The organism is Sphingopyxis indica (assembly GCF_900188185.1).
GTDB classification, from domain to species: domain Bacteria; phylum Pseudomonadota; class Alphaproteobacteria; order Sphingomonadales; family Sphingomonadaceae; genus Sphingopyxis; species Sphingopyxis indica.
This window is the reverse complement of sequence record NZ_FZPA01000011.1, coordinates 74,212-85,995: the sequence shown is the minus strand read 5'-3', so window position 1 is coordinate 85,995 and position 11,784 is coordinate 74,212. Positions and strand designations below refer to the sequence as shown.

The 11,784-nt window shown below is 67.0% G+C and carries 13 protein-coding genes and 1 pseudogene; all 14 read left to right on the top strand.

From position 1 onward, the window contains the following. Window positions 1-192 precede the first annotated feature (192 nt). The 14 genes and pseudogenes from CHB69_RS19790 to mobF all read left to right on the top strand — a co-directional run bounded on the left by CHB69_RS19790 (window position 193) and on the right by mobF (window position 11,663). Window positions 193-417: a hypothetical protein gene (locus CHB69_RS19790; protein WP_141133998.1), complete on the top strand. Its 225-nt coding sequence runs from the start codon at window positions 193-195 to the stop codon at window positions 415-417. Window positions 418-1,023: 606 nt separating this feature from the next. Continuing rightward, the gene (locus tag CHB69_RS14555) at window positions 1,024-1,344 is read left to right on the top strand and encodes a DUF736 domain-containing protein (protein ID WP_058456001.1); all 321 of its coding nucleotides are present in this window, start codon (window positions 1,024-1,026) and stop codon (window positions 1,342-1,344) included. 467 nt (window positions 1,345-1,811) lie between these two features. Beyond that, window positions 1,812-1,976: a hypothetical protein gene (locus CHB69_RS20200; protein ID WP_167541738.1), complete on the top strand. Its 165-nt coding sequence runs from the start codon at window positions 1,812-1,814 to the stop codon at window positions 1,974-1,976. A 123-nt stretch (window positions 1,977-2,099) separates the two neighbouring features. After that, window positions 2,100-2,531: a hypothetical protein gene (locus tag CHB69_RS14550; protein WP_089216745.1), complete on the top strand. Its 432-nt coding sequence runs from the start codon at window positions 2,100-2,102 to the stop codon at window positions 2,529-2,531. 310 nt (window positions 2,532-2,841) lie between these two features. Next, window positions 2,842-3,156, top strand: a complete 315-nt coding sequence (locus tag CHB69_RS14545; protein ID WP_089216805.1) for a DUF736 domain-containing protein — start codon at window positions 2,842-2,844, stop codon at window positions 3,154-3,156. Between the two features lie 122 nt (window positions 3,157-3,278). Continuing rightward, complete coding sequence (locus tag CHB69_RS14540) at window positions 3,279-3,488, top strand: transcriptional regulator domain-containing protein (protein WP_089216744.1); 210 nt, start codon at window positions 3,279-3,281, stop codon at window positions 3,486-3,488. Between the two features lie 67 nt (window positions 3,489-3,555). After that, window positions 3,556-3,969 (top strand): annotated as a pseudogene (locus tag CHB69_RS20195) (DNA -binding domain-containing protein); the annotation flags it as partial. Window positions 3,970-4,158: 189 nt separating this feature from the next. Further along, on the top strand, window positions 4,159-4,401 hold the full coding sequence (locus tag CHB69_RS20190; RefSeq protein WP_170935583.1) for a helix-turn-helix transcriptional regulator: 243 nt from the start codon (window positions 4,159-4,161) through the stop codon (window positions 4,399-4,401). Continuing rightward, window positions 4,401-4,946 carry a DUF2840 domain-containing protein gene (locus CHB69_RS14530; protein ID WP_089216742.1) on the top strand — a complete coding sequence of 182 codons (546 nt, stop codon included), beginning with the start codon at window positions 4,401-4,403 and terminating at the stop codon, window positions 4,944-4,946. Before CHB69_RS20190 ends, CHB69_RS14530 begins: the two co-directional genes overlap by 1 nt. Next, complete coding sequence (locus tag CHB69_RS14525) at window positions 4,943-5,533, top strand: S26 family signal peptidase (protein WP_089216804.1); 591 nt, start codon at window positions 4,943-4,945, stop codon at window positions 5,531-5,533. Before CHB69_RS14530 ends, CHB69_RS14525 begins: the two co-directional genes overlap by 4 nt. Beyond that, window positions 5,530-6,258 carry a lytic transglycosylase domain-containing protein gene (locus CHB69_RS14520; RefSeq protein WP_170935575.1) on the top strand — a complete coding sequence of 243 codons (729 nt, stop codon included), beginning with the start codon at window positions 5,530-5,532 and terminating at the stop codon, window positions 6,256-6,258. The genes CHB69_RS14525 and CHB69_RS14520 overlap by 4 nt, the downstream gene beginning before the upstream one ends. A 322-nt stretch (window positions 6,259-6,580) precedes the next feature. Continuing rightward, the gene (locus CHB69_RS14515) at window positions 6,581-6,976 is read left to right on the top strand and encodes a hypothetical protein (protein WP_245836824.1); all 396 of its coding nucleotides are present in this window, start codon (window positions 6,581-6,583) and stop codon (window positions 6,974-6,976) included. Further along, complete coding sequence (locus CHB69_RS14510; protein ID WP_089216741.1) at window positions 6,973-8,868, top strand: type IV secretion system DNA-binding domain-containing protein; 1,896 nt, start codon at window positions 6,973-6,975, stop codon at window positions 8,866-8,868. The genes CHB69_RS14515 and CHB69_RS14510 overlap by 4 nt, the downstream gene beginning before the upstream one ends. Continuing rightward, the gene (gene mobF, locus CHB69_RS14505) at window positions 8,868-11,663 is read left to right on the top strand and encodes a MobF family relaxase (RefSeq protein ID WP_089216740.1); all 2,796 of its coding nucleotides are present in this window, start codon (window positions 8,868-8,870) and stop codon (window positions 11,661-11,663) included. Before CHB69_RS14510 ends, mobF begins: the two co-directional genes overlap by 1 nt. The last annotated feature ends 121 nt before the right edge of the window (window positions 11,664-11,784 follow it).

The following is an 11,784-nucleotide window of genomic DNA, read 5'->3' as shown; positions in this document are numbered from 1 at the left end:
TTTCTTCTTTAGCCTCCCCGCCGGAGAACGTGGGACGAGCAGGGCTATCGCTGACGGGTGGGTTCATGCGGTAGCGGGTCGGCAATCACTAGTGGCTGCTTCTCCCAATTCAGGCACCAAAGCCGTCAGGCAGCTAGCGACCAATCTCGCAGGGGGCTTCCGATTGCCGATCTGCCTGACTATCGCAGCATCATGACCAAGCGGCCGACCATCGCAGAACGAGTGGCAGGACTGGTCCGCAGGATGGACGGGACGCCGCTTTGCGACGAATGTATCGCCGACCGGCTCGACCTCTCGTCGATCGCACAGGCGAGTGTCGTCACCAGTTCGGCGAGCGGGACCGGAGGTTTCGAGCGGTTGAGAGGTCCGTGCGGCCTCTGCGGGGAGCCAGGGCCAGTCATTCGCTACAACGGTTGAACGTCCGGAAACTGGCCGGCAAAATCGAGCGCGGCTGAATTGGGCGTGCTCTGGCGCCGGCAGGCGGCGCCAGGGGCCGCACGTTGTTTTGGGCCGCGCGGCGCACTCGGCTCGCTATCCTTGCCGGACGGCGGCTGGCCCCCAGGCCCGCGCGCACGCCGCCCGGCTGCGGGCTCGCCAAGAGCGCCTTCTTCTCGGGCGCTTCGCGCAGGCGTCGAGGCCCATTGGAACGAATTTTGGGCCTGGAACGGCAATTGTCGGCCTTGTTTACCCTAACAAATTTTGCCCTCTTCTCCGCCCGTTGTCGCACTGAGGGTTGCACCATTTCCTCGTTCGTAGCGCGGGAATTCCCTTGCGAGATCTCAGCGACGGAGCCCGCTCGGACCTGACGGTGCATCGCGCATCGACTAGGTTTGGGCAGCCTGGGCAACGCTCCTTGGCCTGCCCGAGGTCACCCCTTCCTGTCGCCCTTTTGCGGGTCCGGCTCGCCTCTGGCCGTCAACCCCATGCGGGGTTCGCCCTCGCGTGCCGCTCGGTGACGGCAGCTCGCGGCCCCTTCTTCCGGCGCCATCGGGGATGTCCCCGAGCAAGCGAAGGAGATTTGATATGCCCACCATTGCCAACCTCAACGTCAAGGCCGACGGCAGCTTCGAAGGCACGCTGGCCACCCTCAACGTCACCGCGCCGATCGCGATCGTGCCCAATGGCCGCAAGACCAAGGAAAACGAGCCCGATTACCGCATCCTCAGCCGCAAGAACGGCTTCGAGCTCGGCGCCGGCTGGAAGCGTTTCTCGCAGAGCAACGGCGCCGAATATGTGTCGGTGACCATGTCGGCCCCCGAATTCGGGACCATCTACGGCAATGTCGCCAATGCGCCGGGCGACGACCCGATGAAGAAGGTCATCATCTGGAACCCGCCGGCCTGACAGCCACCCGGCTCCGCCCTCGGGCGGAGCCGGTTTCTCCCTTCTGTCGATGGACGGCGGTCTTCGGGCCGCCGTTCGGCATGTTCGGCCCGGCAGACCCTGGCGAAATGGGCAACTGTGTTGGGGATCACCCTGACGGGCCGCATGTCGCGGCGCTTCGAAAATCATGATTGATCGGCGTGAGGGATCGCTGGTTTGGCGTGTCGGTAAGAATTCGGTCAGGCGCCGGGAAGCGGCGGCAAGGGGGCGATTGGGCGGCATGGGGGCTGCCGCATGGGGGCGGGCCATCCCCGCTCTCGATTGTCGCTGATCCCTTGGCCGAGGCCCGGCCTCCTTCAATCAACCCGTAAAGGGTCCCCACGCTGCGCTCGGGCCGCGGCTTTGCCGCGATGATTGCGGCCAGTCCCCGTCCGGCGGGGCGCCTGTCGAGCGGGAATGGCCCGCTCCCAAGGACAGGAGTTCATCCCATGCCGCTCACCACCGCCCAATCGCTCGGCTGGAACCTCGCCCGGACCATGATGACCGTGATCATCCTTATCGAAACCAGCGCCGGATATTCGGTGATGCCGCTCGACGAATTCGATGGCGACCCCGAAACGATCGTCTGCGAATATGACCCCTTCAATCGCTGACCCTTTGAAAATAGGTCCAGATTGGGGCCGGTTCGGGTTCTTCCCCGGACCGGCTTCTGCTATGCTTCGCGCGCAGGTTGCGCTGTGGAGGTGGTGGCGGGCGCGTCCGACAGGAGGACGTACATGACCCTGATGCTCATTCTCGGCGCTATCGCGGCGCTCTACTGTCTCCGGCTTCTCTTTCGCAGCGCCAAGTTCGCGCTGCCCGTCTGCGCCGCGATCGCCCTCGGCTTCGCATTGCGCGATCTCGGCTTTGGCTGGTTGACGATCCTGGGGTTGGCGCTGATCGCGGGAATCGCCGTCCTGGCGCTTGGCCGGCGGTTGGTCGGCGGCACGGCCCCGCTCCCCGTGACGCGCTGCGTCATCCTGATGTTCGTCGGCGCCGCGGCCTTTGCCGGCTATCAGGCCGGGACCGCGCTCGCCGTCTTGGGCGGGCTTGAAGCGGGTGCGGAGCATGGCCTCGCCATCCTCGCCGGCCTTGTGACCGGCTATGCGAGCTGGCGCGATCTCGTGTCACCTGCGGTTTCAGCCGAGCGACCGGCCTTATCCGTCTAGGCCGCCTTACCCCCTCCATCTTCGCTCTCCTTACCGGCCGATTGGTTATGCGTCCGTCCTGCGGCCCTCCCGTCGCGGTCTCTCGACATGCGCCATCTGTCAGCGGGACGCTTTGCTGACCGGCTCGGCGCAACGGCGCGCGCCCGTCTTTCTTCCCCCGGCGTGCCGCCGTTCCTCGCGAAGCAAGAAAGACGGGCACGCGCCATCCTCCGCTTTGCTCCGGGCCCTTGGCTGCACCGCCGGTCCCCGCTGACCTTCGATGCGCATCGAGACCGCGATGGTGCGGTCCGAGCCAAGGAAGGAATGCATCATGGCCAAGATCGGCACATTCAGACAAGTCTCCGGAGAATTTCGGGGCAGCATAGTCACCCTCTCGGTGCAGGCGAAGTCGGTTCGCATCGCGCCCGAGGAAAATCCGACCGGCAACGCCCCCAGCCACCGCGTCTTCATCGGCGACGTCGAAGTCGGCGCGGCCTGGGAGAAGCAGACGCAGGACAAGCGCCCCTATCTGTCGGTCAAGCTCGACGACCCCAGCTTCACGGCGCCGATCTTCGCGCAGCTCTTCGCGGGCGAAGGCGATGAGCATGACCTCGTCTGGAATCGCCAGGCGCGCCGCGGCGACTGATGCTCCGCTCCCGCCCGGCGCTGCCGGGCGGGATACCCACTTCTGGGGATGTGACTCCCCGCCTCATGGAATTGGCGGCCTGAGCGTCGTCGCCAAGTCTGCCGCCTTGCACGGAGGCGCGCATGGCGGAGGAAGCAAGGCAAGAAGGGGACCGCAAGGCCCGGCTCGATTTCCCCGACTTCGCGCAGGAATTTCTTCGCCGCAATCTCGAATATTGCCGCGACTATAAGAACGTCATGTCGGATCCCGAGGGCGATCCGAAGGCGCAGGAGGTGATGGCCCGGCGATGGGGCCTTTGCTTTCCCGGCCGATCCCCATCTGTCGGCGCGTGACGCGCCTGGCTTCTGGAACCCGGCCGTCTGCCCCCAGGTCATAATCCTCGGCGCCGCAATCGCCGGTATGAAAGATAGGCCGCATTTCGATCCCGCCCATTGGCCTCTCGCCATCGCGTCGCGGTCGGCGGTCGACGAAACGCACCTGGTGATGGGCGATGGTGTGTCGCTTCATCGAATCTGTCTGCGCGGCGTGCCCGTTGGCGACCCGCTCGCTGCGCTGATCCCTTGCGATGCGCTGCTCGATGCCCGCCTCGAGGCGCTGGCGGGCCTCGAGCGATGGCTGCGCGGCGCGCGGCGCGGTGCGCAGTTGTTCGGGCCAACCGCCTATCAGGCTCGGCGTCTCCACCTGCTGCTGGCCATTCTCGACCTTCGCCGCGGCCGCGATGTCACGAGCCATATGGTCGCGCAGCGCCTCGTCTATCCGCGCCTTTCGATAGGACAGGGCGCTTCGTGGAAGTCGTCCCCCGAGCGGCGCCGGACCCAGCGCCTTATCCACGAGGCCGAAGCGCTCGCCGCAGGCGGCTATCGCGCGCTCCTCGCCGGCGGCGCGGGGCGACAAAAACAGCGCTGCGATTCAGCCGCTCCCCCGCGCTCCCGCTTTCGCGCCACGACGCCCCATCGCGCGCTGCCCCGCCTTTTCGGGAGCCGCCGCTGGAAGGAGCATCCCATGACCGCCGCGCACCCTCCCCGCTATTTGAGGACCCCTGACGCGGCGCGCCGCGTCGGCCTCTCGCCGCGAACGCTCGAAAAGCATCGCTGCTACGGCACCGGCCCGGCCTATCGCAAACTCGGCGGGCGCGTGGTCTATGCGATCGACGAACTCGACGCATGGGTCGAACTCGGGCGGCGCTCGTCGACCTCCGATCCGGGCGTGGGCACCGTGCATCCGGCGCGCCGGGGGCTCGCCTGATGCCGCGCGCTGTCGAAGCGTCCGGCGCTGCGCTCGTCCGCTCCGGCGACGACAGCGGATGCGTTTCTTCGTCGCCCCATGGCAACGGTTTGACCGAGGTCGAACTGACCTGGATCGAGGGCCGCCACGAACAATGGATCCGCTTCGGCCGCGTCGCCGCCGAGCGGATATTGAGCCGCAGCACCCGCGTTATGGCCTTTCGTCCCGGCGCGGTCTTTGGCTTTGTCAGGTGGACGTCGAACGACTTCGGTACCATCCACTCGACCATCGCGATCGCAATTGCGATGACGCCCGGCGAACAATTTTCGACGCTGCCCTTCGTCCGCCCCGGCGCCGAAATCCTTGCTCGGATCGACGGCTGGCCGAAGGTCCAGCAGGCGCTCGCGGCGATCGACGCGGTGGAGGCGGCTGGCATCGAGGCCTGCGATGCATCGCCCGACCACTGGCGCCATGTCGGCAACCGGCTCGCCGCCGGCCTGCCTTTCCGGCCCTATGGTCTCGATCGCCACACGGCATGGCTGCGCCGCCGGGCGATCGAGGCATGAACCGCCGGCTCTTGTACGCGACGGTGGGCGCAGCGGCGCTGTTTGCCGTCTCTTTTGTCGCGGTCGCCTGGCTAAAGCCGGCGCCACGTCTGCTCTGGAATGCGAGCGCCAGCGCTCCCCTCGGCCTCTACCGGATCGATGTCGGCGCGCGGCCGCGGCTCGGCGACCTTGTCGCCATCGACCCGCCGCCGGCGCTCGCGGCCTATCTTTCCCGGCGCGGATATCTCCCGCGCGGCGTACCGCTGCTGAAGCGCATCGCCGCGCTTCCGGGTGCTCTTGTCTGCCGTTCGGGTGATTTTGTCACGATCGATGGAGCGGGCGTAGCCCGCGCGCTGGCGCGCGACGGGGCAGGCCGTCCGCTCCCGGTCTGGCGCGGTTGCCGCATCGTCGGCGCGCAGGAATTATTCCTGATCAGTGCGGCACGGGGCAGCCTCGATGGGCGTTATTTCGGGCCAATTCCGGCATCCGGACTGATCGGCAAGGCGCACCCTGTTCTGACGCGCAGCAACGCCGAAGCTCCGCTTCGCTGGCACCGCGCGAGCCCTTCCTTCGAACGCATTTCCGACGTGAGGGAGCAAGCACGATGATCGCTGCGCGACTGCGGCGAAGCCTCGCCATCCTGTCTGTGCTGTGCCGGTCGATGCGCGTCGTCGCGCGGCGCGCGGCCATATCGGCTGCACTGCTTCTGCCGCCAATCTGCGCTCCGGCTGCGGCCGCGACGCAGCAGGAGCGCCATCCCTATGCCGCTCCGGTCGCCGAAGCGGCGCAGCGCTTCGGCATCCCGGAACTCTGGATCTGGCGGGTGATGCACGCCGAAAGCCGCGGCCGTACCGGCGCCGTCTCGCGCGCCGGAGCCATGGGTCTGATGCAAATCATGCCCGCAACCTGGGCGTCGCTGACGGTGCGCCACCGGCTCGGCTCGGACCCGTTCGACCCGCGTGCGAATATTCTCGCAGGTGCGGCGTATCTGCGCGCGATGTGGGACCGCTATGGCGATGTCCGGCTGATGCTCGCGGCCTATAATGCAGGTCCCGGCCGCGCCGATGCCTATGTCGCGGGGCGTCGCGGACTGCCAGCCGAGACGCGCGCCTATGTCGCGAAGATCGCGCCCGAACTGCACGCGCCGCTTGGAACTTCTGCCGTCGCTTCGCTGCCAAGACGGTCGCCGGGCTGGCGCGATGCGGCCATTTTTGTCGCACCAGCGGCGGCGATCGACGCTGCGCGCCCGGCAGCTTCTGCGGGTGAAGCTGCCGCCGTCCCGGACGCAGGTTCGCCGCTTTTCATTGCTCGGTCCGAGCAGCATCGGCCATGATTGCGCGCCGATACCAGATCCTCCACGCCGGCCGCTATTGGCCCCCAATCGTTGCACCTTCCCTTGCAGGTCCCGGCATGCAGGCCCGCTGGGCTGGCAGCCTCAATTCTCTGCTGCCGGGAGCCCGGCTCAAGTCTGAAGTCATAGTCATTCAGGCAAAGAAGTTGGGCCGCGATGCTACGCATCGGACCCATAATTTGGATACACACCTCACGCACGGGTGCATCCAGCATTTCCGCCGCTTTTCGAGCGGCGGATTCGACGTCGCTTCGGACGGCATGCTCGCAAATGGCGGAATTCCGGCACTTTTGGAGACGCCGCATTGGCGTCGCAATCGGGCAGCGCGATGAAGCTGGTCAGGCATACGGTGCGACTGCCGGTCGAGGTCGACAAGGCGGTAGGCGAGCTTGCGAAGGTGAAAGGCGAAACTGCCTATGCGATCCTCGCAACCTGCGTCGAAGCGGGGGTTGCGGCGCTGTCGAGCCCTGTGGCGGACGGATCCCACAACCGCGAACTCGTCGCCGAGCTTGTGTCGCTCGGCACCCGGCTGGCCGACGTCGAGCGCCTGCTCGACCGCACCTTGTTCACTGCCTGCGCATCCTATTGTTATGCGCGCAGCGCCGCCTTCGGCGGCGGGAAGAGCGACGAGGAGATCGGCGCCGAGATCGGCCCCGCCCATGATCGCCAGCGGCGCCTTGCGGAGGTGGGCCGGTCATGATGCGCGATCGCGACCGGCGCATCCATGCCGATGCGCTGCGGCGCCACTGGCGATCGAACCAGGCGCGGCAGTTCAAACGCCATGCGATCATCCTAGCGGGATCGATCGCGCTCGGCGGCCTGGCGCTTCCCTATCTCATGCTGACGCCGGCGACGATGCAGGCGACCGGGACCTGGTATGTCGCCCGTTTGAAGACGTGGATATCGAGCGGCACCGACGCCGATCCCGGCGTCATGATCGGTGGCGGCGGCGAGCGCTACGAAGCTTCGGCCCGCGCGGTCGCGGCACATCCCTATTTTCGCCGGTCGGCCGACACGGTGATCGCCTTCGTCATCCGCGGATGCTGGCTGGGGTTTGGCGCCTGGCTGTCGGGCCTGGTCCTGCTTCGCGGGGCGATGGACCGGCGGCGCGAGCGGATGCTGCGCGATCACGTCGTCGGGGGAACAATCGTCACGACGGAGACGAAGCTCGCGAAGCTGACGCATTCCGAAGCAGGGGGTCATGCCCTCGCCATCGCGACAGTACCCATGCCTGCCCGCCTTGAAACCCGCCACATGGCGATCGTCGGCACGACCGGGAGCGGCAAGACCACGGTGCTCCGCCAGATGCTCGACGGTATCGAAGCCCGCGGCGAGGCGGCACTCGTCTATGACACGAGCGGCGAGTTCGTCGCCCAATATTATGATCCCCGGCGCGGCGACATCATTCTCAATCCGTTCGATGCGCGCTGCGCGATCTGGACACCCTTCGCCGAGATCGCCCATCCGGCGGACGCCAACCGCATCGCGCAGCAGCTTGTCACCGAGACCGGCCAGCATGACCGCGACGTGTGGCTGGAGACGAGCCGCATCCTCGTCGCGAACATGATCCGCGCGCTGTGGCGCGAGGGCAAATGTACATTGCCCGATCTGCTCCATGCCTTGCAGGTGCGGACCAAGGACGATCTCAAGCTATGGCTAGGCAATAGTTCGTCGGCGCGCACCTTCGCAGAGGACGCCGACCGCGCGACCGGAAGCGTCCTCTTCATGCTCGCCAAGGCTGCGAACCTCATTCAGTTCCTGCGCATCGACGAGGACAAGCGGGAGCTATTTGCGTTCCGCGACTTCATTTCGGGGCTCGACGAGCATGAGGGCGCCAAGCCCTGGATCTTCGTCCCGCGAAAGGAGGATTATTTCGAGGCGTCGAAGCCGCTGCTCGCCTGCTGGCTCGAATGTGCCGCGAGTGCGATGCTCGGGCTTTCGCCTTCGGCCGAGCGCCGCGTCTGGTTCGTCCTCGACGAGCTCGCCGACCTGCCGCGCGTCGACAATCTCGCCCGGCTGCTCCCCGAGGGGCGCAAGTTCGGGGCGGCGGTCATACTTAGCTTTCAGGCGATCGGACAGATGCGGCATCGCTATGGACAGGATTTGTCCGAATCGATGCTCGGCTGCTGCAACACCAAGCTCTTCCTCCAGATGACCGACAGCGAGTCGCGGCAATGGGCGAGCGACACCATCGGGAGCTGCGAGGTCGAAGTGCCGACGATGAGCGATGCGCTCGCCGAGCGTGACGACAAGCCCCGCACGACGCTCGGCCGCCAGCGCAAGGTTCGGCCCGCCATTCTCGAAAGCGAGCTGCGGCTACCCAAGCATCAGGGCTATTTGCTCTTCCCTGATGGATTGCCGGTCGCGAGGATCGCGCTCACTGATGATCATATCGTGCGGCGCGGCAAGGCGCGCCAGTTCGGGTATATCGCGGGCGACCCCAAGACCAGCCTCTGGCAGCAGGTGGTCGAACCATTGCCGGTCGCGGCCCTGCCGGTTAAAGCGGCGCCCGATGAGCCGCCATCTCAGCCGGTGCCGCCGGCCGAGCCGAAGCCACCGAAACCTCAGCCGAGCGGCGAGGGACCGGTCTGATGGTCGCGTCGGTATCTGTGCTGACCAGTTCGGCGCAGGCGAGCAGCTATTATGAGGCCGACGATTATTACGCCGACGGCGGGCTGTCGCCGTCCGAATGGCACGGCAAGGGCGCCGAGGAGCTTGGGCTATCGGGTGACGTCGATCGCGACACCTTCCGCGAGTTGCTTGACGGTAAGGTGGCGGGCGAGCAACTTGGAACCGTTCGTGACGGCCAGCTCGAACATCGGCCCGGCTGGGATGTGACGCTGAGTGCGCCCAAGTCGGTGTCGATCATGGCCGAGGTCGCCGGCGACCGTCGGTTGATCGCGGCTCATGGGGAAGCGGTGAAGACCGCGCTCGCTCATGTCGAGGCGCATATGGCCGCGACCCGCGTCCGGCACGGCGGCAACGTGATACGCGCGGCCACCGGCAATTTGATTGTCGCGAGCTTCCAGCATGGCACCAGCCGGGCGCAGGACCCGCAGCTTCACACCCACAATGTCATCATGAACGCGACGCAGAGTGAAGATGGATCGTGGCGCAGCCTCGAACCGCGCGCCATCTATCAGCTTCAGAAGCAGATCGGCGCCATCTACCGGCAGGAGCTCGCCTTGAAGGTTCGCGAGCTCGGCTATGAAATCGAGGCGCGAAATGACTCGATGTTCGAGATCAAGGGCGTGTCGGCGGACGTTATGGCGGCGTTCAGCACGCGCAGCGCCGAGATCGAGGCGGCGCTCGGCGAACGGGGCACATCGCGCGAGGAAGCCAGCGCCGCCGAAAAGCAGGTCGCCGCGCTCGATACGCGGCAGGCGAAGGGGACGACCGATCATGGCACGCTTGTCGCCGACTGGCGCGAGATCGCGGACCGGGCGGGGTTCGATGCTGATGTCCGGCTGGCGTTAGTGCGTGAGGCAGGGGCCAGGGCGGCGAGCGGCCTTCACCTTCCCGATCCATCGATTGCCGACCGCGCTGTCGCCCATGCCGCCGACAAGCTTGGCGAGCGGCAATCGGTGTTCCCGGTCGCGGCGCTGCATGAGGAGGCGGGGCGGGTTGGAATTGGAAAGGTAGGCTATGCCGAGATCGGCGACGCGATCAGGCAGGCGACAAAGGAGGGCGAGCTCATTGACCGCACCTTCCTCGACCGGCGCGGCGCCGCATTCGCAGGATTCACGACCCGGCAGAATATCGCGGCCGAGAAGACGCTGCTTCGGATCGAAGCGCACGGACGCGGTGCGCTCGCGCCGATCGCCTCGCCGCTCGCCGCCGCGAAGGCCGTCGCGGGTGCGGCGGCGAAGGCCGGACGGTCCGGCTTTGGCTGGAATGCCGACCAGAAGACCGCGACCGAGCAGCTTCTTATCAGCCGTAATCGGATCACCGCTGTGCAGGGCTATGCCGGGACCGCCAAGACGACGACGGTGCTTGCGACTTTCGCGCGCGAGGCCGAAGCGCGAGGCGTGTCGGTGGTCGCGCTGGCGCCGACCGCATCGGCGGCGATGACACTCGGCGAGGCGCTCGGCACACGCGGCGATACTGTGGCGCGCCATTTGCTCGCGCCGGAAGGTTCGGCGCCCGGCCCGCCGGCCGCGTGGATCGTCGACGAGGCGTCGCTTTTGTCGGCGCGCGATACCGCGCTGCTGTTCAACTTGGCCGAGCAGCACGATGCCCGGGTCATCCTTGTCGGCGACGTGAAGCAGCTGGGATCGGTCGAGGCCGGCGCGGCGTTCGCGCAGCTTCAGGATGCCGGCATGGAGACCGCCACGCTCGGCGAAATCGTCCGGCAGAGCAATGCGGCGACCAAGGAAGCGGTGCTCGCGTCGATCGAGGGCGATGCGAAGAAGGCGCTCGCCGCGCTCGATCGCGGCGGCGGCCAGATCGTCGAACATGCCGATCGCACCGGCCGCTTCGCCGCTATCGCCGAGCGCTATGCCGGGCTCGACAAGGCGGCGCGGGCGCGAACGCTCGTTATCGAACCCTCGCGCGAAGGGCGCGACGCGCTGACGGCGGACATAAGGGCGGCGCTGGTGAAGTCAGCTGCACTTTCCGGTCCCGCCGTCACCATGGAGAGCCTCGTCAACAAGGGACTCACCCGCGCCGAGGCGCGCGACCCGTTCAGCTATGACCGGGGCGATGTCGTGCGCTTCACCCGCGACTATGCCGACAAGGGCGTCGCGCGGGGCGAAGCCTATCGTGTCGAGGCGGCCGATCCGGCCAAGGCCGCCATTGCGCTGAGGTCCGAAGATGGGCGCGAGGTCGACTGGCGCCTTCGGCAATGGGGCGCCGGCAAGGTGCAGCTGTTCGCGCCCCAGACTATCGATCTCAGGACCGGCGACAGCATCCGCTTTACGCGCAACGATCGCGAGGCCGGGCGGATCAACGGCGCGCGGTGCGAAGTCATTGCGATCGATGAGCAGGCACGCACGGCGACGGTGCTTGGCGCGCGCGGGCAGGTGCAGATCCTCGACCTCGACGCCGCGCGCGACCGGCATATCGCCCACGCCTATGTCGATACCGCCTTCGCGGCGCAGGGGCGCACTGCCGATCATGTCATCATCCACGCCGACAGCCGGGCCGCCAATCTGGTCGACCAGAAAAGCTTCTATGTCGGCATCTCGCGCGCGAAGGCGTCGGCGACGATCGTCACCAATGACCGAGCGAAGCTGGTTTCGGCGATCGGCGAACGTGCCGGCGCCGTCCAGACCGCGCTCTCACGGACACCCGTCGCTCAGGCCGTCCAATCACGGGCCGCCATCGCTGCGCCCGCCGCGGATAAGGCGATCGGCGCGGCGGTTTCGCGGCCCGGGATGGGGCTTTAGCTCTTGCCGACGCATGCGGGAGATTCGAGCAGTCCGCAGCCGAGCGCCAATTTTCCGTCCGCGACGGCGCGGCGGATTTGATGTTACACCGGCCAAAGGGCCCGTCGTATCAAGCGATCGC